The organism is Pantoea sp. LMR881, from assembly GCF_027157825.1.
Taxonomy (GTDB): Bacteria; Pseudomonadota; Gammaproteobacteria; order Enterobacterales; family Enterobacteriaceae; genus Pantoea; species Pantoea haifensis.
Genome location: NZ_JAPVOK010000001.1, coordinates 255,699 through 281,436 on the forward strand (window position 1 = coordinate 255,699; position 25,738 = coordinate 281,436).

Consider the following 25,738-nt stretch of genomic DNA (forward strand, 5'->3'; position numbering starts at 1 on the left):
GATGAGATGAACTAACCCATTCCATCAACACCCTCCGACCACATCAAAGAATCCGACCGAAACACCTGACAAAGGTAATCCACTCAGGCAACCATTCGGGTCCCACGCCAGCAACTGCTTGTACAGATAGTCGGTACCGGCACTGTCGTAGGTGAATGACCGTGACGCGCCAGACGGAGCAGACTGAGAGGAGATTTTGCGGGCACCGGACAGGGCGGCCAGTCGCGCAGCTGCATAGATGAGCATCAGCTTTTGCAGGCTTTCGGAGTAGCCCACCCCGTCCATGCAGGCAGACGCGAGGTTAACCTGTTCGATGAGCAACTGAAGGACAGCATCAGGAACCGTGAAGCCCAATTCAGCCATCAGGGGCTTAACGTCATCCAGCGTGATTTGGGCTGCCATAGTTACTTATCCTTAGCTGTTTCGGCCTTTGTTAACTCAGCAACCTTCGCTTCGGCAGCATCAGCACGCTTGGTTTCAGATTCCAGAGCAGTTGCGTGCTCTTTTTCTTTCGTTTCAGCGGCATCTTTCAGTGTCTTAATCTGCGCGTTCGCATCATCGAGTTTTTCCTGCAGTGCCGACGTGTCACCTGATGACGGCGTTGCCACCTCAAAGGAGGTCAGCTTGGTGCCCTTCTTCTTGTCGGTTTCTTTCGCCTTGCCGGTATCGACCCATCGTTTTGCGGTCGCATCGTCAATTTCAACAATCTCACCAACCTCCAGCTTACGGAGGTTGGCACCGGCATGCAGACTACCTGACGTGATTTCTACCAGTGCCATAATTGCTCCTTAGCTTGAGGCGTGGATAACAGAGTATTTGCTGTTGATGTCCTGCTTGACCATCAGGCCCATTGCACCCCATGTGCGCCAGATGTAATCGCTGTTGTAGTGCGGACGCGGCTCTGCAACGGTGCCAACAGCCTGACCAACGATTGGTGCGATAACCTGCGCGGTCAGCGGAACGATGACAATTTCGTTACCGGTTAGCTGGCTGTCTTCTTTAATTGCGGAGATGCCGGTGAGTTTCAGCAATTCAGCCAGGATGGTGCCGCTCTGGTAGTTATCAGAGAAGAAGCGTTCAAGGTTAGAGATGATGTCCCCTGATACGTACCAGGTCTGATCTGCATACTGGTTGTTAATGCGGCGCATCTGGTCACGCAGCGCGATAGCGCCGTTGCGGATGTCAGCAGATGAAACAGAGGCAGAACTGAAATCAATATTCAGGCCGGTTGAGCCCAAATCGATCTGCATCACGCGCTCATCATCACGCAGGCCTTTCCAGGTCAGGCCGTCGAACACAGCCCAGTTACCGGCTTTGTCTTTGAAGCCGTTGAAGATGTAGTTCACATACTGACGTCGCACATCATCAACAGATCCGCGCTGCGCATCAGCCTGAGACTGCCAATGCTGAAGGGCTGTTGAAAATCGGATCACGCCATTCGAACTTGAAGCCCGAATCATGGATCGGAACCATCGTGCCGTCGAAGGTGTAGGACTTGGCATCCAGTGCCGCGCCAATCTGGCCGGACATTGAAGTATGCGCCCAGCCACGACCACCGGTACGCGCATAGTCATAACGAGACTGCTCCAGGCGCACTGAGCGGGACAATGGCATCAGGTCATTCAGCAGGGTGAACTCGGTGTTCGGCTCAAACTGCTGCGTAACAGTGGTGTCGTATGCGCGGTAAAGGCGGCGGATATCATCCACAGCATTAACTGCATCCAGTGAGCCATGCTCACCAAAGCGTGTGCGGGCAAGGAAGTCAGCCATTGATTGCGCGGAAGCATCACGCTCACGCTGCAGGTTATTGAACTGCCACTGGTTGACTTCTAGGTTGCCGGTTCGCTCGCCAATAGAACGGGAAAATACAAACATTCAGGTGCTCCTTACTTGAACACAACGCGAATCAGATCACCCGCCACCGCAGTGACAGCAACATCTTCTTCGACATAAGCAAAAACAGCAGCGCCATCTGCTACTGCCGTGATTTGTCCGTCAGCCACGGTAACGGGCTGCCCTTTGGTGTAAGTACCAGCAGCGGCGCGCACGTTCAGGAACATGCCAGACAAAGGATGAATGCCAACCACCAACTCGTTAGCGGCAATGTTGTCATCCACGCTCAGGCATCGCAGGTAGTCTTTGTTCGCTACATACAGGATTGATGATTCAGCACCATCAACCGATGCGGTGAATTTGTCAGTTGCGCTGAAAAAGCCGATTGTGCCGGGTGCAGTCACGGCTGCAGCGCCGCCTTCACGGTTGAGTAGTGGATTGGGATACACACCACCGGCGTGAATTACGTGTTTTCCGTCTTTAGCCATTTCTTACTCCGGCATTTCGCTGAAAGATTGGTTTGAGTTAGCCTGGCGGAAAGAACCATTCAGGCCGGTAGAGGTCTGGCACTGCGCGTAAAGGCCATCCAGTGCTGCACCTTCCAGTGCGTTAACGGCTGCTTCTTCAAGACCGAATTTCGCTTTTACAGCAGCGCGCTTCTCGCCCTTTTCTTTGTCAGAATTGGCATTGAACTGAGTGTTCAGCGCAGAAACCTGATCGGTGAGCAGTTTTGCCCAGGCTGGCATTTCTTCAGAGTTGGTGGCGGTTTCTTTGGCTTTCTTGTCGTCAGCCTCTTTCTTCTCGCGAGCGGCCTTCTCTTCAGGCGTTTCGTTTTTGGTTCCCGCCTTCTCGGCAGTCATCTGGTTATACGCATCGAGCAATTCTGCTTCGGTTTTGCCTTCGGTCGGCTTACCAGCGGCTTGCAGCGCATTGATAATCATTTCTTTCATCGGATTACTTTCTCCGTTGGTTTTAATTTCGTACTCAGTAGGTTTGCGCACGACTTCTTGTGGTTCGCCGACGAATTCAGCGGTGCCGTCATCGCCGATCAGGTACTTCTGCTGGAACATCTTTTCGCCTTCGCGATAGATGAACTTTTCCGGCCATACCGTTTCCGGCCAGGCGTAGTAATCGCTTCCCTTGCCGTCGCGCAGCTTTGTGCAAATGGCTCGCTGAATGTCGTCAAAGGAGAAATTGGAGGCGTTGGTGAAGAAGAACTTCGTTTTGTTGATCAGACCTTCCTGCGTGCAGTTGGATGCTGAGGTCAGGTCTACTGTTTCGGTTTCGACTTCTTCAGTGGAGTTATCTGCGTTCACGAAGATGCCGACGCCATCGTCAGGAGTGGCCGCGCCAGGCTCATCAAGCAGAATCGCCACATGGTCAAAGCGCATGTTGCGCGCCACCCATGAATAGTTCTTCCCTTTTGACTTACCCTTGTTCTGCTCGCGGCTTAACAACAGCCCGGTAGAAACGTGGATTGGATCGGTTTCGGCGTTGCCCTGCATTTCTTCGATGCGCTCAAGAACACGCTTGCCGTTATCGGTGGCCGATGCGTAACGCTTGTTGATCTTCATGTCCATGACGACGCGATCGCCGTCTTTGCGGACATTTTCCGCCCATGCGCCGATGTGAAACTTATTTACCGCGCGAGGGTTGTTGGCGCTGACGAACTCGCCGCCGATTTTCGGATGACCGAACGGCATTTGATTGCCTTCGAGCGTCTGAAATGCTTTGTTAATTTCTGCCGCCGGATACAGGCCGCCATTCATAACAACGTCATCCACGACCGGCACGACGCCGCGGATAACGATATGCTCGTCACCGTCAATGGTTTCGGTTGAGATGTTGGCAGCGTTGATGGCGAGGCTTTTTACATGAATACTCGAAAGTTTCACGGCTGTTCCTCATTGCTTAGTTTCGTGCAATAAAAAAGGCCGCTATGTGCGACCTCTCTTCTGTTCGATGCCTGACCATTGCTGGCGCTCTTTGGTTAGCTTATCTACCAACCCCGGATTAATTACCTTTCCATCCTCATCCAGAATCACTGGGATGTTTGCGCAATAGCAGTGATAGCGGTTACCGTTGACTGCATAGAACGCCTCCACCTCTTCTGTGGTGTAAGTCTTTCCATGCCTCGCTGCATGCCACGATCTCGTCGTTGGCTTGAGAGCAGACAGCCACAGAACGGCAGTGTTAAGCCCCAGCCTTTCTCTTGACCAGTCCACTTCCTGCAATTGGGCCTTTCGCAGTGCGCCAACCTGCTCGGTCTGCGCCATGTTCTTGGCCCGCGCCATCGAAACATCAAGGCGCTGACTGACGATACGCGCGGTTTCTCGCGGATTAATTCCCCGGCCTATCGCATCGGAAATCACATTAGCCAGGTCACCACGTGCCCGGTCGGACTCCAGAAGCCAGTCGCTGTAGGTAGAAACGTAAGCTGCTGCGATTTGATTCTGGTACGCCGGACTGCCAAGCAACTGCGCCAGCGTGGTCTGCTGCTCATAGATGGGCGACTGCACCGACAGGTTTGTGAATGCCTGCTGTGTGCCTCGCTCATACTCATCAGAAACATAGCTCAGCGCCCACAGGTTATTGCTTCCACCTTCCAGCAGGTAATCATCAAGGATGATTTGTACGCGCTGTAGCAGGTCAGCAAGCTGTGATGCCGTCATGTCATAGATATAAGTTCCGGCATTCACCTGATAAATCACATTGCCGTGGACGGCATGCGTTTTCTGGTTACTAACCTTTTCCTGCCCGGTTAGGCGCGCATCGAATAGCTGCTTTAAAGCCACCTTAATCTGGTAGTAGCGGTTTTCTATGTCGCGGAACATCCGGTTAACAGGTCGGGATGATTGCGTTGGGTCAGCTTTATTGCGCGGTATTACCGGAGTCCGGATTAGCTTCTGGGTCGTCACTTAATGGGTCTCCGGGTGGCACTTCTGGCGGCTCAGCTTCTGGAATTGGCTCCAGCTCACCTGCTGCACGGATTTCATTTTCTGTAACCGCCGGGGTGCCAAAGGCTGACTGCGTGTCCTTCGCAACAGTTGCCAGTGCCTGCATGTTAGCGATCTTCTCTTTCTCGCTTGGTGCGAGTAAATCGGCCCAAGCGAGAGACACCTCGCCAGATGCTGGCTCGTCAATAACGCCAAGCGTCCAGAATCGTTCCAGAAGCGATTTAATCACCGAAGTCATGAATCCCCAGCGACGCCCGTTACAACGCTTCGCCCAGTCTGTTTTGTCCTCATCAGAAGCGAGGCGACCGGTTTGCTGGCCGAACAGAATGGTGAACGGACACTGAATCGAGGCTGCGAACTCATTAGCAGTCACTTCCCACGTTGGCTGCGGGTCGGCAGCGGCAACTGAAAGCACTGACGGCGAACCAGCCTGCATAACCAGTGCTGCATCCGTTCCACGGTTCATTCGGGCAATCTTATCGTTCAGCGCGTCACCGAGGTCTTTAAATCCGGCTGCGACGGCCTGTGCCTTAAGTGTTGCCATATCGGTATCTTTGTCGAAGGCAATGCCTAACTGGCGGCTCGCATTCTTCAGGAAGCCCTCTGCGCTACCACCTGACACTTTCTCAAGGTCGAGAAGCTTATTGTAACCGGCGCGCAGATAAGGCACGCCAGCCAGCATGTTTTCGTCTTCCGAGCCTTCACACAGGATGATTACGCGATCAGGATGCACCGTAACACCACGAACCGGCCCGTATGTGCCATCATCCCCAACAGGCTGCTCGTTGAAGTTGTAGGACACTGGCTGTCCGTAGGTTTCGGATAGTGTGTCGGTATCAAAGTTGCCAGGCTTAACCTGGGATTCCCATGCGGGGATAAGCTTCACGATTGCCTTATCCGCGAGACCGCTTACTACTGTGCGATCAACCGGCTGGCTCCAGTCTCTGCTATCCCTGAACTGAATCAGGATTGCGGAATAGCGCCCAATCAGGTTGCGGCGGTCGGCGTCTTTGATTTTGGGCCAGTGACGCTTCAGCAATTTGGTGACGCGTTTTTCCCATTCGGTTGTTTCGGTTGCCTCCCTGTCTTCATCACCATCAATGATGACGGGATTATCAACCCAGCAGGAATCAAGCAGCTTATGCACGGCGGCATAGCCAACTGCGTTGCGCTCATAGGCACGGTAATAGCGATCAAACTCAAGGTCGTTTGGATAACCAAACTCATCCCAAAGCTTCGTTCGCTTGGTATTGCCCGGCTGACCAGCGTACAGCATGCGCTGCCGCCCTATTGCATCAGCAAGGGCATTAACGAGGAATGATACCTCGTTGCTTTGTTCACTCACTGATGAGCTCCTTAGAAGAAGATTGCGCCAGGTGTCTGACCGCTTAATTCGGTCATCGCCCAGACAAGCGCATCAAGACGGTCAGGCGATTTCTTTGCAGTGGTTGGAACGTATTCCATCTGCTGATTTTCCAGTTGATAGAGATTGCCGCGATGCGCGACACGGCCCTGAGCGTAGAGGGCCGATATTGGTTCGGCGCGGGCAAACTTACCCTTGCTGGCATGTACGCGAATGATGCGGTCACGGAAGCCTGCATTGCGCAGCGTTTCTTCGGCCATGTCGCCGCCCTGGTTGGTTTCAATCACTATGGCATCGGCATCATGCTGCTGGTAAGCGTCCATGGCGCGTGTTGCCCAGCCATTGGGAGAGTATTTTCCACTGTAATCACCATCAGCTGAGTATTGCTTGCGTTCACCCATACCATACGCACTTGCGGCCACAATGCCTGTTTCATCGCTTTCTGCACTGTTAGTTGCCTGCGGGTCGATTGCGATAACCGTTCTCGAAAGCGTCTCGCTGATATTGAGTGATCGTGCAGCGGCAATCATATCCTCAGTCCAAAGCGCACCCTCAGCGTTAAACCTGCGAGGGTTTTGCATGTACTGCGCTTCAGCAGTGCGGCGATGAGAGAACAGTGATACCCGGTGCGATTCGTTGTGCTTGAAAGGCCACAACCAGCCATCAGGCAGGCCGTGATCAATCGGCATAGCGTGGGTGTTGTCCGGGTACTGCTCAGAGTAACCTTGGCTGTTATCAATCAGGACAGGAAGATTCAGATGGTGCCACTTCTCACCACTGCCACCCCGCAGCAAATAGCCGCTCAGGTCGTGGTAGTGGATACGCTGCATAATCACTATCATCGGCGTTGTTTCAATCGCCAGTCGTGATTTGATAGTTTCGTTAAAGCGGTTGTTCACACCGTCACGAACGGTTTCGCTGTAGGCGTCGTCCGGCTTGACCGGATCATCAATAATCAGCGCGCCCTGCCAGCCTGACTCCATATGCCCGGCACGAAATCCCGTAACCTGACCAGCAGCGGATGATGCGTACACACCGCCGCCAAACTCATTCCACCACATAGCCTTGCTATCAGCATCATCGCGTAGCTCCATCGGCCACATGCTTTGGTAAGCCTTCGACTTAATCATGCCGCGTGCGGTAGATGAGTTGAGCAGCGCCAGGTTGTGCGAGTACGACAGATGCATGAAGCGGGAGCGGTTATTTAGTGCCAGCCCCCTGCCCATCATGTTGATGGTAGCCAGCTCGGTTTTGGTGTAGCCAGGCGGAACGTTGATTATCAGACGGTTTATTTCGCCGTCGATTACGCGATCAAGCGTTTGCTGAATAACTTTGTGGTGTGGCGCGACAATCATCTTGCCGCCGGTGCGCTGCTTGAAGAAGTAACGAGCGTAATACAGCCCATCCTCTTCACACTCTAATCGACGCGCATAGTTCTTCTGCTCAGCAGTCGTCATCCTCCAGCATCTCCCGTCGCGCAGCTTTGTATTCGTCTTTGGTCAGCGTTGCCACTTCAATTGGGCCGCCGTTCTTGCCAGTGTGCTCGTGTGCAGCCTGCTCTTTGAACGCCATGACGCTGATGTGCTTACCAAGCAGCTCAAGGTTTTTTACCTTATCCGGCCACTTAATCTTCTTGAGTATGCCAGCCAGTTCTTTTCCGCCATCTTCGCCGGTGTATTCGAACATCTCTGCTAGATCGAACCCGGAAATGTATCGCCGCCACGATGCAGGCCAATCAGTAACAGGCTTAAGTGATAAGTCGTCTCGAACGATATCAAGCACATCCATTTGGTCTATCTCAACCAATCGGCGCAGTACGTAGCTCGCATCAATGTTAACTTGCTCATTGCGTTGTGATTTTAAATCGGCAATTCTGTTTTGAATGTCAGGTTTTGACAGGTTTTCGGATGCGGTGCGATTAGCTGTCTTTTCGCTGTACCCCGCCCGAATAGCCGCTTGCGTGGCGTTCAAATCGATGAGGTACTCGCGACAGAACATTTCTTGTTTGTCGGTGAGTGCCATTTAAATTCTCTTCAGAAAAAGAAGTCATATTGGTTATGAGTAATAGCTACGACTGGGAACGGCGTCTGGATAAAGATGATTCGCTTTATTTTTACCCTTTGACAATTGAGGTTAAAGGTAACTTTAAAATTAGGTGCGACTTAAGCGGATCATATGAACTGACAATTTCAGACGTCATTTACCAAGGCAAACAAATGGTCATGCTTGAACACATTTTGGCAGATGATGACGACCCTGTATCTGTTGCTTTCATTGAAACGGATAGCAGCATTGAATCTATGATTCATTTCATTAAAAGTACTGACGCGGTATTTCATGAGCCATTGCACATAACGATCCATGAATGGGCCTTGCAGTGTTTTTACCGCTCCTAATCGTTGCCCACCGATTGATGAGCTTTGTAATGGCAATAAAAAACCGCCCGGAGGCGGCATGTTGCATTTTGGGCTTTTTACGCTTGGTAGTCGTCAAGAATGTAATCATCAGAATTGGCTCTATGCGAACCATAAGAATAGGCGTAAGGCTTGCCAAGTTCTTCAGTTTTTTTTCTAGCTTCTTCTTCTGTTTTGAAAATTGTCTCAAAAGCAGTTCTGTCATTATCAAAAACGATCCAACCCTTCACCCAGCCATTATTACTCGGATCTTTTTTGAAACCTGTATAGTCAAACATTTTTTTCTCCTCTTTTGGAATTTTCAGATTAACCACTGCCGCATAAAAGGTCACTTATAAAAGCGCCGGGGTCTTTTCAGAATTTCCCCTTTAGCTTCGCAACGCTTCACAGCGTGGCTAACCGTTATCCCTTGCTCTCAATCAAAATACTAAGCTGTGCATTCTGGTAACTTTCAATAGGTACCGAATGATGCCTTGCATCCCCTCTGAAGATTCCGGATTTCCATCTTCAGAGGGTGTTTTTTGATTTCATCATCAGGCGCACTCGTAAATGCGCCTTGTGATGATTATTTGGTCACGCTGTTGTCGATAGTTTTGATAGCTGTGCCATCTTGCTGCTTGATGATGTTCAGTTGGACGCTGTCAGCTTTACGTGTGGCAAGCACGTTGATGTCCTTCTCGTCGTCACAATTGAAATCGCCCTGCAGGGATAATGCTACAGCATCAAGGCTACCGTCCGTGGAGAACGGGATGTAGGTAACCTTGTTGTCCTTATCGATGATTTTCACGCCGATAGCGCCCGTTCCTACATTTTGATAAAGGTCATAGACCTTCCCATTGCGGGAATCGGTATCGATGTATTTATAGCTGGCCTGGGAAGGCAAAGCCGCAGTAGAAATGACCGCATCAATGTCAGAACCATAGGTTCCTGCTAAGGCACTGCCTTGATTTCCAGTATCGACAATGCGTACATAGCGGTAAGACTGACCTACCGGAACCTGCCCATCCAGATTGAAGCCAACCCATGAACCTGCTCCATCCTGAATAGCCGAACCGGAAACTGCCAGTTTCGTCCAGGAAGTCTGGTCATTTGAAATATAGACGTCGAAGGTCTCATATGTGCGGGACTCAAACACATAAAGCTCTTTGGCTGAAGTGCCGTCAGCCTGAAGGGCAACGCCCATTTCAACAATCACATTCCCGCCCTTACCTAAAGACAGGAACTTGAAGGGAGCATTAGAGCCTGTGTTGGGATCATCTGGCGCGCCCAGAATGTTCTCAGTCACAACACCGATACCAGATGCGCCTTCACCAGGGTTGTATTGCACAACACTGTTAGCGTATCCGGTGGTAATTTCCGGAATGGGTTTATAGGTCGTATAAGTCTCCGCCATGGCAGAAACAGAAAACGCACAGGCCAACATTAAGATTAACTTTTTCATTTATCATCCTTAAGAGTATGGAGGGTAAACATCGCTTCCTTATGAGAAGCAATCCGTGTGGCCGTTGTGATTTAAAAGCCCGCTGAGGGCCTAAATAGCCTCGCAATATGCAAGGCTGAAGGTAATTGAGTTCAGAGTGAAGAGAGAGCCGTTGTGAAAGAGGCTCTCGGTTACATCACTCAGATGTGAGTGAAGTTGGTTACGCCGCAGCATAAAGCAGCTTCATCTGCCCTTTAACCGGAAATGCGGACATGCAACAGGCCTCGAAATCCTTCGTGTCGATGCTGCAGTTAGCGATATTCGTTACTGCTATCAACTGCAGCTCAACCTTAGTCATCGCATCAGGTTTAAGGTGCTGGTGAATTTTCTCACCGCTTTCGCCTGCAGCCTCTTTTGCTGACTGATAAACAAAGTCCGGCAATGCCACTCCATATACCCACCGGGCGGTTATTTGCCCGAACAGCGCAGGACATCCACCAACGTGACCGAAGTATGGGAGACCGGACATCTTCGCCAGTGACTGATAGAAAGGCTCTTTGAATCGTTTCTCCCATGACGTGGGCTGCTGATAAACCATCAGGCCAACAATCTGTTCTTCTGTAAGCTGGAAGTTTTTGCTCAGAAGTAAATTCTTGATGTGACGATCACATGCACGCGCAAATTTCGGGGAAAGCCAGCGGGCAAATTCAATGATCAGCTCAGGATGAATCCAGGTACCACCTTTTCGACCAGAACGGACATCTACTAAAAGGTGAGAAATCTCACCTTTATCATTAGTCGCTGATATCTCAAGCTCTTCGCCAATTTCTCTTGCGTAATCTTTCGTTGAATCCAGCCTGAGCCAGTCCAGGGCACGCTTATTATGATGTTTTGCTGCATCGGTAGCATTAAGCCAGCCATTAGCTGTAAACGGGAACTGGTGATCGTCAAAACTCATCGGAATGATATTGCTCATCATGTATTCCTTTTGGAAGCAAGCCTCGTTGCCCAGAAACGACGCCCACAGAGAAGGTCACCACCTATAACGGCGTTTCTCCGAGGCTTGTTTCCAGAAGGCTCTGTGTTATTTGAATGCGCCGGGCATGGCGCGCTTTACTGCGGACATAAAAAGCCCCGCGAATGCGAGGCGTATTAAACGGACTTTGTAATTTGCAAAGTGCCGTCAAGTAATATTTTTATTTCAGGCATTGCTCAATGATGTACTGCTGCAAACCGGCTATTTGCTTTCCGGCTGTTTCGATTCGCTCTGAGAGGGTGAAATAATCCCGTTGAGCGGCGTCAGTAAGTCGGGCGCTGGCTGCATCATCCATGCCGGAGGGGCCGGTGGGTTGCTTCGTGCAGGTTGCGTTGAGCTGCAACCGACGCTTGCCAGTAGCAACATCATCATGCAGCTGGTCGATAGTGGCTTTAGCATCAGCTAGCTCCTGTGTATATTTGGCATCGAGCGCGGCAACGCTTTGCTGGCGGCGCTGCATATCATTGATTGTTTCCTGTCGCGTTTCCGCCAGGCTGGATGCTGATTCGTATTTGCTGTGGTAGTAGTTAGCTACCGAAGCAAACGCCGCAATGCCGAGGCAAAGCAGGAACCACAGCAGAACACGCCAGTTATTTGCCAGCCAGATCATCAACACTCTCCGCCAGGCACATGGTGCGTTCCATATCTCGACGGTTCATCAGTCCGCGCCATTTCTGGCCGCCTGCGTAAATCCAGCGACGCAACTCTTCACAGGCACCATCCACATCACCAGCGTTAAGCTTTTTCAGGAGCGTTGATTTTGAGAACGCAGACGTGCCAACGTTATATGTGAAGCTGTAGAGTGCCGCCCGCTGATATTCGCCCAGAGGAACTTTTACCATTCCATCTACCGCTTTTTTCACGGGCTGCAGGTCGTTCCACATCAGGCGATCACATTCGCGGTCGGTATATGTCTTGCCCTTCACAATATCGGTGCCAGTATGCCCATCACAGACAGTCCAGACTCCTGCCACATCTTTGTAAGGCTCGTATATCCTTCCCTCTACCCCATCCTTTCCACCAAGGAATATCGTAGCGATAAGCATGGCTCCGCCGCCTGCCGCAGCAATCAGTTTGTTGCGCAGTGAGTTTGACATTGCCATGGTTATTCCTCGGTGAGGTCGGGCGTGGTAGGCCAGCGTTGTAGAGCCTTAATCTGTGCCAGAGTAGCTTTTCGTTTGTAATACCAGTTGATGCCGAGCGTGAATAGCGCGACCAGAATACCGGCCAGCACGCCTACAGCACTCCATTCATCGGGACTTAGCCTGGTCAACAGACCATTAGCAATTGTCCCGGCAGATGCGCCGTATGCCGCGCCTGATGCCAGTTTGCTCATATCGATACTCATACACACCTCCGTGATTACGGTCGGTGCTGTCTGTAGCCAGAAGAAAAGAGCGATCCTCCCCTACACAGCCAGGGGATAAACGATTTGGATTCGGGAGGTCGCTAAACAGAAAAGGCCCACCGAAGTGAGCCTTTGAAATTGAGTGCTGAATTTTATCAGGCGGCGACTATTTCAAGCCGCTTACCCAGCGCAGAAAGCGCCTTTTGAATCGTGTCGATTTTAGTTGAGTGGTGCAGATCGAGAATGCGTGTTACTTCCTGTGGTCGCGTTTCAATCATTCGCGCCAGTTCGGCGTTAGTAACTCCTGCCTGAACTACAGCATTAAGCAAAAGTAACTTAGCGGCCACACTGGCAGGCACTTCAATAAATGCCTCACCCTCCGATGATGGCGGCGGCACTTCCCGGCGATCTTCAAAGTAGAAATCAAACGCCGTTACCAGAGCATCCTGCGCCAGTGCTAACGCTTCCTCTCTGGTATCGCCACCGGTCATCGCTTCAGGGATGTCAGGAAAAAATACTGCACACCCCGTTTCATCACAGTCGAACGTTACTGGATATCGCATAAATGATTAAGTGAACCTCTGCGAGTAACAGCCCCGAAGGGCTGGTTTTCATTTCAATCCGAGTTGCTTGAGAATCGCTTTTCTCAGCGGCTCCGGTATTTCTTTCCCCGGATGCCTCGGCATTATTGTTTGCCTGCCGTTGAGGAAGATTTTCAGATGGTTTGTTCCATCTTTAAACTCCGCTCCCTGACCAGCAAGCCAACGTCTGAACTCGCTTTGCTTCACTTCTCCTCCTGTCTGTTTAAGTTGAAATAAATATAAACATTTTTGTTTATATCGTCAACAGGAAGATGAACATTTTTGTTTATACAATCCAGTTCTGTAGCTGACCTTTGAATTTGTTATCGCTGGCAATCGCAAAATTGCCTTAATTTGAGAATTCTTGAGGTGAAGCCATTAAAAAAGCCTCGCCAGCTGGTAAGGCTACGAGGCCATTTGGCATCCACATTTATGCAACTGAGTTTTTAGCGCGTTAAACAACAGCGCGCAACTTCAACTGTTGGGAATCATATCCCTGACTTCCGGAAAAGTAAATAGCCCACGATAAATTAATGAGCTATTTCCTATTGTGCTATGCAGTGACTTTATTTAGGGCGGCGTTTGCCCACGACTCCTCAATCTCCAGCTTGCCGATCAGTTGTTCGTAGAATGCCTTTCCGCTCTTTTCCCATGTAGCCAGGCTAATCACGTCTGTCATGCTGGTAATGGCACGGTAGGCTTCGGTGGATGGGATGCGCTCAAATCCTCTACCTCCACACTGCTTGCAATCACCCATGACAGGCACTCCCTGATTCTGCGTTTCTTTGCGCAAGACAGCCCTGCCTCGGCCGTTACAGTCACGACAGGCCGTCGAGACAACGCATTTTCCTTTGCATTCCGGGCACAGGACTCTGACAACCTCCTTCACCTCCCGCTGCCTCTCCATAGTTTTCGTTGGCGTTGCATCTCGCGCCCATTCTGGAAGGCGAACCATTGTTGACTTAGTGGTGAATACGTCAGCGTCAATAAACCCAGTGGCATGGCAGCAATCACATGGCTTCTTGCTGGCAGCACTCCGGCAGTAATCCATGTAGGCATAAGTTGCGAGCGTTTGCATAACCGCTGGCTTAATATCTGTATCGAGTTTGCGTAAGGCTGCAACCTTATCGCAGGTTTGTAATGCATATTCAGTTAAGAGCGAGACGGCGCGGGCGGCGTCGTTCTCACTTATCCCAATCTTTCCCATGAAAGCGCAATAGCCCATGACGGCGCGAGACATGGTCATTCCCATTGCTGCGATATAGTCAGTGCCTGTAAGTGCATCTGGAGAAGTCTGCGGGGCCATGCCGCTAAAATTCTGTGTCTTCGCGTAATGATATTTTGCTGTTGCTTCTAAACTCATTTCTTCCTCCGCTTCGGATTTGCATCCCATGACTGAACGTGCGTGGGCTGGATAACAAGGTGGAATGGTTTGAAGCGATCGATTAATTTGGTTAGCCAGGTCATTTAATTTCTCTGCTAATTTTTCTAGCAAGCCTTCTCGCCTTTAATGCTTTTCGAAGGCACCAGTTGGAATAAATCCAGAAAACCCTCGTTGCCATGCACATCCATACGAAACCGAACAGAACCGAGGCAAAAAGGCCTATCGCCGCTAGCAAATGAATAGTGAAATCTACTGTCATGCAGCCTCCTGACGTTGTTTGTTTAGCTCTCTGGTTTTCTGCCGGTAATGTGCTGCCAGCTCCTGCAACTCTTCCCGCGTCCACTTTTTCAGCTCATGTGGACCCATCAGGCGATCGAAAGCTTCCTGACCAATCTTCTCGATGAGTCGGGGTTTGTATTCGCCGATGTTTCCCGAGAGATACGAATTGCAATGCTCACACTGGAGGTGGCAGTTGGATTCGTCGTAACGGGTTTCTTTGCTTGCTCCAACCGTCCGGTAGTGCCCCGCATTCATCTTGGCGCCAGTATTGCGTCCACAGCTGATGCAGCTGTTACCCATATCACGGGTGCGGATGAACTCATTGAAGGCTGACTGGGCTTGTTTATGGAAGTAACTGAGAGGTTGTACTGCTAACTTGCGGATTTTGGTGCTTCGTCTTTCCTGCTGTGCTTCGTTCTTTCTTCGTCGCTCTGCTTCCTGTATCGCTTTCTGTCGGTCTTTCTCTCTTTTGGCTAGTGCAATTACATTTCCGCATTCTGGTGAGCACCACGTTTGATTCTGAAAGGCTGGATTGAACCATTCGCGGCAGTCCGGGTTTTTGCACCGTCGCCTTACCTTGCGCATCACTTCCTCCTTCGCATAATTCCTGCAATGACAATGCTGATTACAAAGACTGCTATCCAGTCGGCGTCATTCATCGTCATCACTCCACATGTTTGCGTGCGGGTCTGTCATTTCGTAATACGCCGCGCACTCGTCGCAAAGATCGCATGAGCAATTCTCTTGTCGCTCCAGCACCACACCACAGGTAGCGCACGGCAAAGCAGAATGCACGCCAGCGCCAGTGGGCTGATTTAATGAGCTGGTTTCTTTCGGCTTCTTCATAGCGGTAATCAACCTCGCAGGATTCGCAGTTAGCGCCGTAGTGATACTTGTCTTCGCTTGTCAGGATAGTGTGGCAGCGGCAGCAGCGTTCACGCATTGGGTTGCTCCTTTTCGTGCTCGCGAATCCTATGAATAGCCAGGCGTAAATCTTCCTTTTCCTGCTCTGTCCACTCATCCCGCAACTGCCGAGAAACGCGAACTAACTTCTCTGATTCATCACGGTCCATCAGCATTAGTTGCTTGCCACTTTCAAGCCAGACATCCACTTGTGCTACCCGCTCTCCGTAAAGCTTTTGCGCAGCGTAGGCAGACAGGTGCAACAACGCATTCCAGATTATTTTCATCGGGCCGTCCTCAGTCGATTCCATTTAGCCTGCAATAAGCTGCCTACATAATCGAATGTAGACACCTGACTTGCTGCGGGGATTGGCTTGCGTTTCTTGCGGGGTGATTTGACGTTGTAGATGGCGTGATTCTCGTATGCCTGCCAGAGTGATTTTCGCCTGGCGTAATTAGTGGACTCTCGCATGATTTCTCCACCTCATCGCGCCGGTTGCTGCCCGGACTACTTCCAAAAACTCAGGTGATTTCTTCAGTCCCATCTCGCGGGCCTTGTTCGTTACCTGTTGCCGTGGCTTGTCGAACATGATTGCCAGCAGCTCTGTTGATGCGTTTGCGTAATCGCGAGCCAGAATGTCGAGATGCTCGCGGCTCCATGTATTTCTCATGCTGCTCTCCCAAATCTTCCTGCCCACTCAGCAGCCAGTGCCGATTCATCGCTGAATCTGACGTTATGCTCTGCACCGAAGGCATGGATTAATGTGATTAAATCTCTCATCTCACTGACGCGCATTTTGCTGGTTGACTGCCCCAGCACCACAAAGCCACCGTCGATTCCCGGCACCGTCTCTTGCCCTTTGAGGCTGGCGCTGAAGATGTGTTTCCAGCTCTCGGAGTCGAGTTTCTTCCCGTACCAGACCACCTGACTTGATACGTCATGCAGGCAAGCCCAAAGCATGCGGTTCTGCGCAAGGCTGCGGGTGTCTTCCTGGATGGTTACTTGTAGAGGCTTTTCTGGATTGGCGGGTAGTTTCTGGATGGCTTCAATGCAGTTTCGTCGGATGTCGCTGCTTCTCAGTAGATAACGTTTCGTCTCCACTGTTACCTCCCTTCTTTCGTCTCCACATAGTCATGAATGTTGTCAGCGGCAGCACTCAATAACAGGTCAATGCTCTGCGTACTGTGTCCGCCTTCACGTAGCATCTTGAGGGCTGTCAGTATTGCTGAGTGTGAGTCTTTGAGGGGCTGATGCTTAGGCTTGAACTGAACGACGTTGCTCATGATTCACCTTTAACTTTTAAGCCTGCGTAATGCACAGACTGCCGACACATCTCAAGCATTTCTGCTTTATCTTCAGCATCTGCATATTCAGGAAGTTCGATTTCGATGGACTCGCGTGATGCTTTCCATGCTCGCCAACCAACTTGTTCAATCCTTCTGCGTTCAAGTGCTGGCAGATGAAGGATTTCTAAATGTTCGCGAATATTTTCGTTAAGCCACGCTTCAAACTTTCGCCTTTCCAGCTCATCGTTGTTTGTCATCAGTTGGTCGCCTTATATGCGTCGATTGCTTCGAATATCCACGGGAAGGTAGCCATAACCAGCGTTAACCTGGCTATGTATTTCCAGCCCAGCATCTTGAATCCGTTCTGCCAGACTACAAATGACATAATGGCGAACATTGCCGGGACGCCCAAAACAAAGGCTATTGAGCCTTTTAATGCAGTATGCCAATCCATATCACTGCTCTCCGTTCTGATTGGTGGGCTGCTCCTGCTCCAGCAGCCCACGAAGACGCCACGCTTCTTGCCACGCATCCCATTCATCATTCACACACTCAACAGCATAATTACCTTCGATTTCTTCATCTTTTTTCATCCACTCTTCACCATATCGGTGAGTAGCAAATTCGACGAAAAGCTCATGACACTTATCAGCGGTTAGCTTGTTCATTGACGACTCCTTGTTTGCGCTTTTGCTATGAGGCGAAGCATATCGCGATAGATAAATGGATAGGTTTTGCAGCTACCGAAGTTTGTTTTCAAAAGGTTAATTATTAGGAGTTCTGGCTTACTTCCTGCCACCCAGCGCCTGAACTGCCATCGACGCCAAAGAATCCATTTGACAACTGGCATCTCAAAACCCCCTCCGCTTAGTTCCTTTGCCCGACTGCTGGCGTGAGTCGTCCATCATGGCAATAGCCTCGGCTGCAAGCGCCTGAATGTGGCGCATTGTTTCCGCTGACGCTTCTCGCTTCTTGGCGATGTCGATGATTGCCAGCACAAGATTTCGCGTTTGCTGGCTTCCTGATGGCTTGATGATTAGCTGTGTTACCTGAGTCATGCTGCGCTCTCCTGCCCTCAAGCCAGAAGAAGAATGCCCGGTCTACAACGGCATCCTGATAGCCTAGGTGTGTGCGAACCAGGCTGAATTTATTGCCATGAATACTGCGGTAAAGACGCTCGAATCGACTGCGAATACTTTCACTCATGATTAATTCCTCAACCCATGCTTGCGGCGGATTTCGGCGATACGGTCTAGGCCTTTGTCGTTACTAAGCGGGATGTGAAGGTGCGGTATCTGCTTGCGCGGTGGCGGAATGATTTCGCCAGACTCAATGCGGCGCGACATCTTCCGCTGCTCATCAGCCAGGCGCTTGCGGCACTCAGCATCTGACAGGTTGAAAGACCGCATCTGGTTGTAGACCGCCGTAACCATGTGGAAACAGGCCGGGCTTTCCCATGGGTATTCTTCGCTGCTGTCGTAAATTCCCCGGTCTCGGCAGTACAGGCGGAACATTTCGTAAAGCTGCTCATCGCTTGGCAGGCCAGCCGAGCGATGCTCACCCTCTTTGCACCATTCGATGAACTGCCCCGGTGATGGAAGGAATGGTGACCCACTTGCACGAGCCAACTTCATGCCTGCCGACAGTTGCTGCTTATTGTGGATGCCGTTCTCAGCGAATGCTGCAATCCACTGACGCTTTGCGGCTGCTTCGTCGTTTGGATTGCGCCATGCAGTACTCACCGATGCAGGGAACACCTGCTTGAGGTTTGAGAACAGCGCGTCAACCAGTCGTTCAACGTCTTCATGCACGCCGCGATCAACCGGCTGAGGGCCATCACCTGCTATGCGAGCCAGTGCACCGGCATCACGATTCTGAATTGCTGCTACAAGATTTCTCATAAGAATTCGTTCTCCCATGCCTTGCGGTCATTCCAGTGCATAGCTGGCTGCTGCGCCTGAGCTGGTAATTGCTTGCGACCAGGTTGATTCATCTGAGCCTTGAGGGTGTCCCACTTCTCGCGAAGCTTTGCAGGGCTCATGATATTGGTTTGCCAGAAGTGATCGGCGTTGGCCCACTTGAATAATTCGCAGATGTCGTGATGGGTTACTTCCAGTGCATTGCGCATCAGGCGAATATCGTTTGACCAGGAGGGCCAGTTAGGTTGCTGTGCAGTTGGTGCGACGATTTGTATTTTGCTGAATATCCATTCGGCTGCCTTCAGATCATCAGCCGTTCCCCACTTATCGCCCTTGGGTGACTGAATTGCTGCATCAGAACGAATTAAAGGAAGCTTCTTAAGAGGCGAGTCTGAGGATTCGTTAGAATTCTCAGACGTAGTGTTTTTATTACTGTTCTTGTTCTTGTATTGGGTGTCTACCGTTTCCGGGAAGCTTTTACCCGCTTTCGGGAAGGATTTTCCCGTTTTCGGGAATTCTCTTCCCGATTCCGGTTTATTCAAAATCCAGGCTGAAATCTCAGTATTTACACCTACTAATTTCATCATTCCCTGCTTCTGACTGAAGATGATTTTTCTCTCTGCCAGTGATTTGATAGCGTCCGATACGTGCGTGTCACTCAAGCCTGTAAGCTCAGCAATCACTGTATTCGTCACCCTGTCCTGTTTTTTATTCCATCCGTAGGTGAGCCATATCACCGCTTCAAAACATTGCCACTCGCGGCCTGATAATCTCAGGCGCGGTTTGAGCTTCTGAATCTCATTGGCGACCTTGGTGTACCCATTGGACAGGTCGGCCATGTGACCTCCTGACTTGTCTGGTAGAACGGTTTTATTTACAAAATCTATTCTTTGAATGTTATTCATTTAGAAGCCCACCGGTTCTAGTGGGCCATAGATGCCCGTAGCTTTATCTCTGTCGTGGCATTCCTCTAGGTATGCCAGGAAGTTTTGATGAGCTTCTGTCATGACTCCGCACAACTGACCATCCTCGATTAACAGGGATATTCCATCATTGTTAATTTCATCCAGTCTCATGCAGCCAAGCTCAAAAATAATCCTGGCAACGTTTGCCTTGCATCCTATGGAAGGAATATTGAACTCTTCAAACCATTGATGCAGTTCGACTTTTATTGGCTTATCAACGCATATCGCAACGTATTCATTTGCCAGCTCTTCCAGTGAAGATCGCGACTCACATAAGCAATAGGCGCGACACACCTCATTAGCCGTAGCAACTGAGCACTGAAAGAACTCCCGCCCGTTATTAACGCGGTATTTTGCTAAATCGGTATGGATTCGAGCTTCATCGCCACGCGGGTCATCGGAAAAATAAGATGCCTCAACATTAAATTTCGCCGGGACGCCAGTACCGGAGGACAACTCCTTGGCTCTGACTTCTGGCGATATGGTTGTCATCCCAACCTTCAGTAGGCCCGGCATGTAAGGGTTCGACAATATGTAAACCCATCCTTTTGAATTAATTGACTTTGGTACTGGCCTCCCACCTCAATTGGAATTGAGTGCTTAGTCTCAAGTCGGAGGATTTCATCTCTTATGAAGCTATAAGGTGAATCGTTTACAAGGTGTAATGTTCCTGGCATAATCACTCCTAAGAATTTGCTTAGAATTCTAAAGTTATTTGAGAAGTCTCAACTGTTAGCGCAGTTGGGACTTTTTTATATCCAATCGCTTTGTACAAATCCTGCAACGCCCTTCCTAATGGACTCACTTCAGCAGCCATCCCTGCGATACAGATAACCTTTGCGATAAAGCGCCAGTCAGTACGACTGATTTTGCTTTCGTGAACATCAGCCAGCTCTGCGAACTTTCTGTTGCTCATCTGAGCGAGAAGCATCAGCAATTCACTCTCAGTTCGGTTCAGTTCTCTTTCCGTTGGTTTGCTGTAGTTTGCATCGAACATTTTTAAAATTCCTTTTGTTGGTTAAGTGCTTAGACGTGACAAAGCCGCAGCTATTGCCACGAACGTTTTGTTGTTTCGTTTGAATTTCACTTTTCAGTGACGTAGGACTTCATGTCCGTTTTTGAAGAGCGGTAAGCCTTAAGCGGCTTGGTTTGGCTTGCTTCCGTACATTAACCATGTAGGTTCACTGAAGCGCGGTTGCCAGTTCAAACAGATAGCGGGTTCGCTTGGTAGTGCCAGCTTCAATCGACTGAATGGATTGCTGTTTCATGCCAACCATTTCAGCTAATTGCGTCTGGGTCATATTCAACTCCAGGCGCTTCTGTTTGAGGCGTTCAGAAAACGTGTTCATTCATTCACCTCCACAGTTTTATCTGTATTCTCTAACAGTTACTTCTGTTTGTCAAATACAGGTTTGCCTGTGAGCATTAAGGACAAATGGAGAGGAACTTATGAGCCTTGCAGATCGAGTAAAAAACGAAGAAGTGAGCTGCGACTAACACAATCAGAAGCAGCAGAAAAAGCGGGCATCAAACAACAGTCTTGGGCTAGTATTGAAGATGGTAAAACTCTCAAGCCTCGTAATATCGTTGGCATTGCCGAGGCCTTAAATTGCGACCCTGCATGGCTTATGAATGGTGGTGTTATCCTTCCAGTCAGCGAGGTCAATACAAGGAGGATTCCATTGATCAGCTATGTCCAGGCTGGCGCACTTGCGCACAAAAAGCCCTATAGAAGCCTTTGATGGCAGCTTTGAATACGTCATGACTGACATGGATTGGTGCTAATACACCTTTGCTTTGCGAATTTCAGGCGATTCTATGGAGCCTGATTTCAAAGAAGGTGATGTGATTATTGTCGATCCAGAGATTGAACCGGTGCCAGGCGAGTTTGTTGTGGCAAAAAACGGAGAGCATGAAGCGACATTCAAAAAGTACCGCCCTACTTTTGTGACTCAGAGGGGACTCAGCATTTTGAATTAATCCCTCTTAACAATGATTACCCCACAATGAACAGTGCAGAGCGTCATATCAAATAATCGGCACCATGGTCGAGCATCGAATCTATCGCCGCAAGAGATAAAACCCTTCCCCCAGAAACCGCCGAAAGGCGGTTTTTTTCGCCTAAATCAAATTAAATTTGTAATGACAACAGACACGTACAGATTATTTTTAACTTTTACAGTTTTATCTGTTGACGATAATACAGTTTTATCTGTATATTTATCCCATCAGCAGGACGCTGGCGAACAACGAAACGGATAGCACGCTCTTTTACAACGGTGACGGATCACCTACGTGGCTGAAAAGCCAATTTATACCAAAGCGTGAGTTTTGGGATTGGATGGATGCACAGGCTGATGTGCTGAACTCCTGAAGGTGTCCACACACGCCGGATGGGGTTTCTGCAAATGCCGGAGATCAGCACCGGTCATCCAATCACCAAAATTCATTCAGGAGGTATTTATGACACGCAGAACAGCATTTGCAGGTTCATCAGCTGGTCGTCGCCGTGAGCGCCGTGCTCACCTTCAGAGTGACGTCAGTAACAGTTCGGAAGCATTGCATCGCCCTACGCCTAGCCGCACGTTGTGCTGCGGGTGCAAACGCAAGCCGGTAGATGGTGAGCAAGGCTGTTGATACCGACACCGAGTATCACAAGCAGATTCTGGCGGGGCGGAGAAGTACGTTTCACCATGCTAAATCGGTATGTCAACTCGAAGCCGGAGTCGGAATATGGTTTTATGGCTGTGGGTCGCCAGAAAATGAAAGGCAAATCTATCCCCTGTTTGAGGTTGATATGGCTGGCGAGATAAAATATGGATATTGCGGTGAGAGCGCAAAAAAACAGCAATGCGAAAGCCCGCAGGAAAATGACCCGGGCTAAAAAAGCATAGATGCGATTAAATGAAAGAAGAATCACCAGTGAACAAGCCGTTGAAACAACTTTAACTTGGAGCTTCTCCGCATAAATAGCGCATTAAAGGCGAAGCGTTACGTGATCGTTCTTCCTGCTGAAAGAAGAAGGATGATGCCATTTATCATGTGCGGTAAACCACGCGCATCAACTTGAGACCCCCGGAGAAATGGTCATAAAGCACCGCCAGAGTGCGGGTTTTTTTTTACCCTATAACCCCGCATCGAGAAGGCTGTCACCTCCCTACTCTGCGTGATGAGCATGAGCACATCACGGTGCTTACCAGAGATAACCATTTTTAAGGCGGCTATCGCAACTCAAAAGACATCAATAACGGCGAGATAACGGCGCTAGAATTTTATGAAAAGGTTAACTGCTGATTGAGGCATATGGCGTCACATGGGAGTTAGCGCACAAGGCTCTCACTGATAACGATGGCAACCTGATGATGGCTGGCGGAGATATACGCGAATCAGGAGGAAGCTGATGACTGCTCAATGCTAATCAGTCCTACCGATATTTCTGCGATGATTAAAGAGATTGAGGACTGCGTACCGCGGACTACGTCAAAAATTCCGCATCCCTTGAGACTACGTCATTGTCGTTAATTACTCTGGCGGCAAGAGGATTCAACTGCAACGCTGGCCGTTGCCCATCACCTGTTTGGCGATAAAGCCCAGAAATGTCATGGCGGACACAGATAACGAGCATGAATACACTATTGAGGTACGCTAAAAATATTCACCTGCAAATGGGGTGCCGACCCGTTCAGATGGTGAAGCGTGTCTATACCGAGCAAGGCTTTGCAAAGCGCCGCGCATCAGCCACAAACAAACAGCCTAAAGACAGGCTATACGCATGAGGTCTTATCGTGGCGTGATAATGCCTTCCTTACGGCTTCCGATACGAAGTTCGCTGATGCCTGGCGAAATCACATAACCTTGGGGTGTTGATTTCGATACACCGTTTGAGTGCCGCTCTTTCAGTCCTGAAACCAAGCCGTTAATAGTTTCCTTGACGCAGCCCTTCTGCCTGGCACATTCCCGATGCTTCGTGATCGGTTTTGCACGAGGACGAATTAAAAAGATTAATGCAGCTTTCGATCAGGCCATCAATCCTTTGCTAGATGAAGGAGAGGGTTGTCATGCAGTGGTCGAGGGTGCGAGGTGACTAAGATCAAGCAAGCGGGCTTCATATCCAGATTTGAGCGGACCGCCGCGATAGCAGCTTTCTGTACAACTTCCTTCCAATCCACAAATGGACTGCCTCCAGACGTATTCCGCGCTGTAAATACTTCGGCATAAGCTAACCCGCTTTATCTGGAAGGTGCTGCGCGTCAGCTGCATGAACTGCGTGCTATGCAACAAGAAGAGATCGCCCAAACAGCAGCCAGGTACCCTGGCATATAGATAAGCACAGGACTGGGGCAAAAGGTCAGGCTTGTTAATTAGCTGGGTTCGCTGGATGAGCGTAGGAACTTTCAGCCAATCATGGATGCGCCAATATTCATTGCCTCTTGGGCGTTCAGTGCAGCTCTATGGAAAAGCGACAGTTCAAACCTTGACTGGTCGGCATTCTATGGAACACAGGGCAACATAGGTGCCCCTTCAGTTGATATGAAGTTGTGGAATGAACAAAACGTGGGGCGAGGAGGAAGGTTTATGACCTCGTTAAAGCAAGCATTGATACTGAAGTTTACTCATCAGATGCGGTTTATGTGAATAAAGGTCGCTTAGGCCTTTTTATTAAGAGGCTCCATATTAAGCACTGGTAATTACATTTTCGGCTGGCTGGTTGACGGGTGTGTTGATGGGGCTGAGGTTTATAGCAGGAGAGGTTAGAAGTGAGTAAAGAAACAGGTGGAGCAGCATTTCCGTGTGAGCAGCATGAGACACAGGATGGGCGCTGGAACGATAACGAGCCAGGCATGACGCTGCGAGATTACTTCACATAAAACTGATGCCCAGTAATTGGGTCTCTTAATGGGACGGTTGCCGAAGCCTGGTGATTTCGATTACTACGCCGAATGCTCGCATACAAAATGGCCGACGCAATGCTCCGCGCCCGGGACTGTAACCACTGACGGAAGAAGGATGGCAAAAACGCAGATGCAGTTAGCCCAACAGGGCTGGAGAAATCTGACCAAGCGGTATGGCTGGCAACGTGCATTTCAAACCAAGCGAGCGTGGAAAGCGTTCTGCCGGAAACGCCGGGGCAACGCCCGAAAGATCGCAGCGTGAAGGTATGACCAGAGCCATTCGAAAACTATGCGGATGCTGGTGGCAGCTCATGGAAGAGATGACTATTGGGATTAGTGAGCACTGTGAAACCGCCTACTCAGACACAGCGGCTTTGGGGGTGCATTCTTACTAGCTTGCTTCGGTGCCGAGATAACTGGGGAACACACCTATTGGCCCGACAGGAATGTCCGGGCCTGGCTCATACCTAAAATTTCAGGAGTGAACGATAAGTGAGACCACTGACTTAGCAGTGCTGAGATTAAACCTACAGACAAACTCCGGCGCTGTATCTTTATAAACGACCTTGATGCCTACTGCGGACAGATTCGCCAGCGGGTTATAGGGTGCCAGACCTCCAGCACTGCAAGGAGCCGCGCCCGGGTGGCTTCATTAGCGGCTCAGGTGATATCGCTTAGCAAGACAGCGATTGAAAAGCCGGGACGCAGTATCTGAAGCGGCTGAAAGAAGCGGGTGAAGCCTGCTGAGGGAGAAATTAAGCGATTCGTCGATGAGCTGTGATGCCCTTCGCGATGAAAGTCCGCCGCCCACTGACTGAATGGGAAAGCCGAGCAAGAAACGCATCGCAACTGAAAGGCAGCAGAAGAAGAGCGCCGGCGTATCGAGGCTGAGCAACGCGCCGCTGAAGAGTCTCTGAAAAAACAGATTGAAGCCGTCTACGGTCACCCTCTCCTTGTGAAAAGTTCGACCGCGACGCCGCTGAGGCAAAGGCAGAAGCGACGCAAACGTACCACGAAGAAAGAGCTACAGCGTCAGGCGGTTGAGAAGCACGCATTGAAGCGGAACAGGCCACTGCGCGTGAGCGTGAAGCAGCCGCTAAGCGGAAGCTGAACGAAGCCGCTAAAAGAAGGCTGAGGCAGACGCCAGAGCTGCACAA

At 50.1% G+C, this 25,738-nt stretch carries 36 protein-coding genes and 2 pseudogenes; 4 read left to right on the forward strand and 34 right to left on the reverse strand.

Going from position 1 to position 25,738, the window contains the following annotated elements:
• Window positions 1-24: 24 nt before the first annotated feature.
• The 9 genes and pseudogenes from O3W44_RS01445 to O3W44_RS01485 all read right to left on the reverse strand — a co-directional run bounded on the left by O3W44_RS01445 (window position 25) and on the right by O3W44_RS01485 (window position 8,175).
• On the reverse strand, window positions 25-402 hold the full coding sequence (locus O3W44_RS01445) for a DUF7370 family protein (RefSeq protein ID WP_269291705.1): 378 nt from the start codon (window positions 400-402) through the stop codon (window positions 25-27).
• Between the two features lie 2 nt (window positions 403-404).
• Window positions 405-779, reverse strand: a complete 375-nt coding sequence (locus O3W44_RS01450) for a hypothetical protein (protein ID WP_269291706.1) — start codon at window positions 777-779, stop codon at window positions 405-407.
• A 9-nt stretch (window positions 780-788) separates the two neighbouring features.
• A pseudogene (locus O3W44_RS01455) lies at window positions 789-1,875 on the reverse strand (major capsid protein).
• Between the two features lie 11 nt (window positions 1,876-1,886).
• Entirely contained in the window at window positions 1,887-2,321 is a 435-nt protein-coding gene (locus tag O3W44_RS01460; RefSeq protein WP_269291707.1) for a hypothetical protein, read from the reverse strand.
• 3 nt (window positions 2,322-2,324) lie between these two features.
• The gene (locus O3W44_RS01465) at window positions 2,325-3,728 is read right to left on the reverse strand and encodes a DUF2213 domain-containing protein (protein WP_269291709.1); all 1,404 of its coding nucleotides are present in this window, start codon (window positions 3,726-3,728) and stop codon (window positions 2,325-2,327) included.
• Window positions 3,729-3,770: 42 nt separating this feature from the next.
• Entirely contained in the window at window positions 3,771-4,667 is an 897-nt protein-coding gene (locus O3W44_RS01470; protein ID WP_269291736.1) for a phage minor head protein, read from the reverse strand.
• Window positions 4,668-4,704: 37 nt separating this feature from the next.
• A complete protein-coding gene (locus O3W44_RS01475; RefSeq protein ID WP_269291710.1) occupies window positions 4,705-6,135 on the reverse strand; it encodes a DUF1073 domain-containing protein in 1,431 nt (476 codons plus the stop codon).
• 11 nt (window positions 6,136-6,146) lie between these two features.
• Window positions 6,147-7,610 (reverse strand): phage terminase large subunit family protein, encoded by a 1,464-nt coding sequence (locus O3W44_RS01480; RefSeq protein WP_269291711.1) that lies wholly within the window; start codon window positions 7,608-7,610, stop codon window positions 6,147-6,149.
• Window positions 7,597-8,175 (reverse strand): terminase small subunit, encoded by a 579-nt coding sequence (locus O3W44_RS01485; protein ID WP_269291456.1) that lies wholly within the window; start codon window positions 8,173-8,175, stop codon window positions 7,597-7,599. Before O3W44_RS01485 ends, O3W44_RS01480 begins: the two co-directional genes overlap by 14 nt.
• A gap of 35 nt (window positions 8,176-8,210) precedes the next feature.
• On the opposite strand from O3W44_RS01485, the gene O3W44_RS01490 reads away from it, so the two are divergent.
• The gene (locus O3W44_RS01490) at window positions 8,211-8,549 is read left to right on the forward strand and encodes a hypothetical protein (RefSeq protein ID WP_269291458.1); all 339 of its coding nucleotides are present in this window, start codon (window positions 8,211-8,213) and stop codon (window positions 8,547-8,549) included.
• A 77-nt stretch (window positions 8,550-8,626) separates the two neighbouring features.
• Here the strand turns inward: O3W44_RS01490 and O3W44_RS01495 are convergent, their stop codons facing one another.
• From O3W44_RS01495 to O3W44_RS01610, 24 genes and pseudogenes are all read right to left on the reverse strand, one after another.
• On the reverse strand, window positions 8,627-8,899 hold the full coding sequence (locus O3W44_RS01495) for a hypothetical protein (RefSeq protein ID WP_269291712.1): 273 nt from the start codon (window positions 8,897-8,899) through the stop codon (window positions 8,627-8,629).
• A gap of 233 nt (window positions 8,900-9,132) precedes the next feature.
• Window positions 9,133-10,008, reverse strand: a complete 876-nt coding sequence (locus O3W44_RS01500; RefSeq protein ID WP_269291713.1) for a cell envelope biogenesis protein OmpA — start codon at window positions 10,006-10,008, stop codon at window positions 9,133-9,135.
• 199 nt (window positions 10,009-10,207) lie between these two features.
• On the reverse strand, window positions 10,208-10,963 hold the full coding sequence (locus O3W44_RS01505) for a KilA-N domain-containing protein (RefSeq protein ID WP_331283427.1): 756 nt from the start codon (window positions 10,961-10,963) through the stop codon (window positions 10,208-10,210).
• Window positions 10,964-11,183: 220 nt separating this feature from the next.
• Window positions 11,184-11,633 carry a lysis protein gene (locus O3W44_RS01510; RefSeq protein WP_269291464.1) on the reverse strand — a complete coding sequence of 150 codons (450 nt, stop codon included), beginning with the start codon at window positions 11,631-11,633 and terminating at the stop codon, window positions 11,184-11,186.
• The gene (locus tag O3W44_RS01515) at window positions 11,614-12,126 is read right to left on the reverse strand and encodes a lysozyme (RefSeq protein WP_269291465.1); all 513 of its coding nucleotides are present in this window, start codon (window positions 12,124-12,126) and stop codon (window positions 11,614-11,616) included. Before O3W44_RS01515 ends, O3W44_RS01510 begins: the two co-directional genes overlap by 20 nt.
• A gap of 2 nt (window positions 12,127-12,128) precedes the next feature.
• Window positions 12,129-12,371: a phage holin gene (locus O3W44_RS01520; RefSeq protein WP_269291467.1), complete on the reverse strand. Its 243-nt coding sequence runs from the start codon at window positions 12,369-12,371 to the stop codon at window positions 12,129-12,131.
• A gap of 155 nt (window positions 12,372-12,526) precedes the next feature.
• On the reverse strand, window positions 12,527-12,934 hold the full coding sequence (locus O3W44_RS01525) for a type II toxin-antitoxin system HicB family antitoxin (RefSeq protein ID WP_269291714.1): 408 nt from the start codon (window positions 12,932-12,934) through the stop codon (window positions 12,527-12,529).
• A 48-nt stretch (window positions 12,935-12,982) separates the two neighbouring features.
• Window positions 12,983-13,159 carry a type II toxin-antitoxin system HicA family toxin gene (locus O3W44_RS01530; protein WP_269291469.1) on the reverse strand — a complete coding sequence of 59 codons (177 nt, stop codon included), beginning with the start codon at window positions 13,157-13,159 and terminating at the stop codon, window positions 12,983-12,985.
• 346 nt (window positions 13,160-13,505) lie between these two features.
• Entirely contained in the window at window positions 13,506-14,315 is an 810-nt protein-coding gene (locus O3W44_RS01535) for an antitermination protein Q (protein ID WP_269291718.1), read from the reverse strand.
• Between the two features lie 276 nt (window positions 14,316-14,591).
• Window positions 14,592-15,200, reverse strand: coding sequence for a recombination protein NinG (locus O3W44_RS01540; RefSeq protein WP_442954572.1), 609 nt, complete (start codon window positions 15,198-15,200; stop codon window positions 14,592-14,594).
• Window positions 15,201-15,279: 79 nt separating this feature from the next.
• Window positions 15,280-15,558: a hypothetical protein gene (locus O3W44_RS01545; protein WP_269291472.1), complete on the reverse strand. Its 279-nt coding sequence runs from the start codon at window positions 15,556-15,558 to the stop codon at window positions 15,280-15,282.
• Window positions 15,551-15,805 carry a hypothetical protein gene (locus O3W44_RS01550; protein ID WP_269291473.1) on the reverse strand — a complete coding sequence of 85 codons (255 nt, stop codon included), beginning with the start codon at window positions 15,803-15,805 and terminating at the stop codon, window positions 15,551-15,553. The genes O3W44_RS01545 and O3W44_RS01550 overlap by 8 nt, the downstream gene beginning before the upstream one ends.
• Complete coding sequence (locus O3W44_RS01555; RefSeq protein WP_269291474.1) at window positions 15,802-15,990, reverse strand: NinE family protein; 189 nt, start codon at window positions 15,988-15,990, stop codon at window positions 15,802-15,804. The genes O3W44_RS01550 and O3W44_RS01555 overlap by 4 nt, the downstream gene beginning before the upstream one ends.
• Window positions 15,974-16,189, reverse strand: a complete 216-nt coding sequence (locus O3W44_RS01560) for a hypothetical protein (RefSeq protein ID WP_269291475.1) — start codon at window positions 16,187-16,189, stop codon at window positions 15,974-15,976. Before O3W44_RS01560 ends, O3W44_RS01555 begins: the two co-directional genes overlap by 17 nt.
• Window positions 16,186-16,620 carry a recombination protein NinB gene (locus tag O3W44_RS01565; protein ID WP_269291476.1) on the reverse strand — a complete coding sequence of 145 codons (435 nt, stop codon included), beginning with the start codon at window positions 16,618-16,620 and terminating at the stop codon, window positions 16,186-16,188. Before O3W44_RS01565 ends, O3W44_RS01560 begins: the two co-directional genes overlap by 4 nt.
• Window positions 16,621-16,798: 178 nt before the next feature.
• Complete coding sequence (locus tag O3W44_RS01570; RefSeq protein WP_269291477.1) at window positions 16,799-17,062, reverse strand: hypothetical protein; 264 nt, start codon at window positions 17,060-17,062, stop codon at window positions 16,799-16,801.
• Window positions 17,062-17,259: a hypothetical protein gene (locus O3W44_RS01575; RefSeq protein WP_269291478.1), complete on the reverse strand. Its 198-nt coding sequence runs from the start codon at window positions 17,257-17,259 to the stop codon at window positions 17,062-17,064. Before O3W44_RS01575 ends, O3W44_RS01570 begins: the two co-directional genes overlap by 1 nt.
• Before the next feature lies 1 nt (window position 17,260).
• Window positions 17,261-17,473 (reverse strand): hypothetical protein, encoded by a 213-nt coding sequence (locus O3W44_RS01580; RefSeq protein ID WP_269291479.1) that lies wholly within the window; start codon window positions 17,471-17,473, stop codon window positions 17,261-17,263.
• A gap of 183 nt (window positions 17,474-17,656) precedes the next feature.
• The gene (locus O3W44_RS01585; RefSeq protein WP_269291481.1) at window positions 17,657-17,863 is read right to left on the reverse strand and encodes a hypothetical protein; all 207 of its coding nucleotides are present in this window, start codon (window positions 17,861-17,863) and stop codon (window positions 17,657-17,659) included.
• Window positions 17,864-18,013: 150 nt separating this feature from the next.
• The gene (locus tag O3W44_RS01590; RefSeq protein ID WP_269291483.1) at window positions 18,014-18,706 is read right to left on the reverse strand and encodes a replication protein P; all 693 of its coding nucleotides are present in this window, start codon (window positions 18,704-18,706) and stop codon (window positions 18,014-18,016) included.
• Entirely contained in the window at window positions 18,703-19,629 is a 927-nt protein-coding gene (locus O3W44_RS01595; protein WP_442954573.1) for a replication protein, read from the reverse strand. Before O3W44_RS01595 ends, O3W44_RS01590 begins: the two co-directional genes overlap by 4 nt.
• A complete protein-coding gene (locus O3W44_RS01600; RefSeq protein WP_331283428.1) occupies window positions 19,630-20,247 on the reverse strand; it encodes a GIY-YIG nuclease family protein in 618 nt (205 codons plus the stop codon).
• Window positions 20,248-20,386: 139 nt separating this feature from the next.
• A complete protein-coding gene (locus O3W44_RS01605) occupies window positions 20,387-20,686 on the reverse strand; it encodes a CII family transcriptional regulator (RefSeq protein ID WP_269291487.1) in 300 nt (99 codons plus the stop codon).
• A gap of 138 nt (window positions 20,687-20,824) precedes the next feature.
• Window positions 20,825-21,038 (reverse strand): annotated as a pseudogene (locus O3W44_RS01610) (helix-turn-helix domain-containing protein).
• A gap of 69 nt (window positions 21,039-21,107) precedes the next feature.
• Between O3W44_RS01610 and O3W44_RS01615 the strand changes: the two are divergent.
• The 3 genes from O3W44_RS01615 to O3W44_RS01625 all read left to right on the forward strand — a co-directional run bounded on the left by O3W44_RS01615 (window position 21,108) and on the right by O3W44_RS01625 (window position 22,326).
• A complete protein-coding gene (locus O3W44_RS01615; protein WP_269291715.1) occupies window positions 21,108-21,431 on the forward strand; it encodes a helix-turn-helix domain-containing protein in 324 nt (107 codons plus the stop codon).
• A 76-nt stretch (window positions 21,432-21,507) separates the two neighbouring features.
• Entirely contained in the window at window positions 21,508-21,669 is a 162-nt protein-coding gene (locus tag O3W44_RS01620) for a S24 family peptidase (protein ID WP_269291716.1), read from the forward strand.
• A 483-nt stretch (window positions 21,670-22,152) separates the two neighbouring features.
• Window positions 22,153-22,326 (forward strand): transcriptional antitermination N peptide, encoded by a 174-nt coding sequence (locus tag O3W44_RS01625; RefSeq protein WP_442954586.1) that lies wholly within the window; start codon window positions 22,153-22,155, stop codon window positions 22,324-22,326.
• A gap of 2,907 nt (window positions 22,327-25,233) precedes the next feature.
• Here O3W44_RS01625 and O3W44_RS01630 read toward each other — a convergent pair.
• Window positions 25,234-25,527, reverse strand: coding sequence for a hypothetical protein (locus tag O3W44_RS01630; protein WP_269291717.1), 294 nt, complete (start codon window positions 25,525-25,527; stop codon window positions 25,234-25,236).
• Window positions 25,528-25,738: the final 211 nt, after the last annotated feature.

Excerpts from the sequence above, each read along its gene's own strand:
- O3W44_RS01470 (WP_269291736.1), bottom strand. The coding sequence starts at position 4,667 with ATGTTCCGCGACATAGAAAACCGCTACTACCAGATTAAGGTGGCTTTA.
- O3W44_RS01515 (WP_269291465.1), bottom strand. The coding sequence starts at position 12,126 with ATGGCAATGTCAAACTCACTGCGCAACAAACTGATTGCTGCGGCAGGC.
- O3W44_RS01620 (WP_269291716.1), top strand. The coding sequence starts at position 21,508 with ATGGAGCCTGATTTCAAAGAAGGTGATGTGATTATTGTCGATCCAGAG.
- O3W44_RS01605 (WP_269291487.1), bottom strand. The coding sequence starts at position 20,686 with ATGTTCGATGCAAACTACAGCAAACCAACGGAAAGAGAACTGAACCGA.
- O3W44_RS01525 (WP_269291714.1), bottom strand. The coding sequence starts at position 12,934 with ATGCGATATCCAGTAACGTTCGACTGTGATGAAACGGGGTGTGCAGTA.
- O3W44_RS01550 (WP_269291473.1), bottom strand. The coding sequence starts at position 15,805 with ATGAAAATAATCTGGAATGCGTTGTTGCACCTGTCTGCCTACGCTGCG.
- O3W44_RS01570 (WP_269291477.1), bottom strand. The coding sequence starts at position 17,062 with ATGACAAACAACGATGAGCTGGAAAGGCGAAAGTTTGAAGCGTGGCTT.
- O3W44_RS01490 (WP_269291458.1), top strand. The coding sequence starts at position 8,211 with ATGAGTAATAGCTACGACTGGGAACGGCGTCTGGATAAAGATGATTCG.
- O3W44_RS01560 (WP_269291475.1), bottom strand. The coding sequence starts at position 16,189 with ATGAGAAATACATGGAGCCGCGAGCATCTCGACATTCTGGCTCGCGAT.
- O3W44_RS01520 (WP_269291467.1), bottom strand. The coding sequence starts at position 12,371 with ATGAGTATCGATATGAGCAAACTGGCATCAGGCGCGGCATACGGCGCA.
- O3W44_RS01540 (WP_442954572.1), bottom strand. The coding sequence starts at position 15,200 with ATGCGCAAGGTAAGGCGACGGTGCAAAAACCCGGACTGCCGCGAATGG.
- O3W44_RS01590 (WP_269291483.1), bottom strand. The coding sequence starts at position 18,706 with ATGAGAAATCTTGTAGCAGCAATTCAGAATCGTGATGCCGGTGCACTG.
- O3W44_RS01555 (WP_269291474.1), bottom strand. The coding sequence starts at position 15,990 with ATGCGAGAGTCCACTAATTACGCCAGGCGAAAATCACTCTGGCAGGCA.
- O3W44_RS01575 (WP_269291478.1), bottom strand. The coding sequence starts at position 17,259 with ATGGATTGGCATACTGCATTAAAAGGCTCAATAGCCTTTGTTTTGGGC.
- O3W44_RS01510 (WP_269291464.1), bottom strand. The coding sequence starts at position 11,633 with ATGATCTGGCTGGCAAATAACTGGCGTGTTCTGCTGTGGTTCCTGCTT.
- O3W44_RS01585 (WP_269291481.1), bottom strand. The coding sequence starts at position 17,863 with ATGACTCAGGTAACACAGCTAATCATCAAGCCATCAGGAAGCCAGCAA.
- O3W44_RS01460 (WP_269291707.1), bottom strand. The coding sequence starts at position 2,321 with ATGGCTAAAGACGGAAAACACGTAATTCACGCCGGTGGTGTGTATCCC.
- O3W44_RS01445 (WP_269291705.1), bottom strand. The coding sequence starts at position 402 with ATGGCAGCCCAAATCACGCTGGATGACGTTAAGCCCCTGATGGCTGAA.
- O3W44_RS01625 (WP_442954586.1), top strand. The coding sequence starts at position 22,153 with ATGACACGCAGAACAGCATTTGCAGGTTCATCAGCTGGTCGTCGCCGT.
- O3W44_RS01505 (WP_331283427.1), bottom strand. The coding sequence starts at position 10,963 with ATGAGCAATATCATTCCGATGAGTTTTGACGATCACCAGTTCCCGTTT.
- O3W44_RS01480 (WP_269291711.1), bottom strand. The coding sequence starts at position 7,610 with ATGACGACTGCTGAGCAGAAGAACTATGCGCGTCGATTAGAGTGTGAA.
- O3W44_RS01500 (WP_269291713.1), bottom strand. The coding sequence starts at position 10,008 with ATGAAAAAGTTAATCTTAATGTTGGCCTGTGCGTTTTCTGTTTCTGCC.
- O3W44_RS01485 (WP_269291456.1), bottom strand. The coding sequence starts at position 8,175 with ATGGCACTCACCGACAAACAAGAAATGTTCTGTCGCGAGTACCTCATC.
- O3W44_RS01545 (WP_269291472.1), bottom strand. The coding sequence starts at position 15,558 with ATGCGTGAACGCTGCTGCCGCTGCCACACTATCCTGACAAGCGAAGAC.
- O3W44_RS01450 (WP_269291706.1), bottom strand. The coding sequence starts at position 779 with ATGGCACTGGTAGAAATCACGTCAGGTAGTCTGCATGCCGGTGCCAAC.
- O3W44_RS01580 (WP_269291479.1), bottom strand. The coding sequence starts at position 17,473 with ATGAACAAGCTAACCGCTGATAAGTGTCATGAGCTTTTCGTCGAATTT.
- O3W44_RS01595 (WP_442954573.1), bottom strand. The coding sequence starts at position 19,629 with ATGAATAACATTCAAAGAATAGATTTTGTAAATAAAACCGTTCTACCA.
- O3W44_RS01535 (WP_269291718.1), bottom strand. The coding sequence starts at position 14,315 with ATGAGTTTAGAAGCAACAGCAAAATATCATTACGCGAAGACACAGAAT.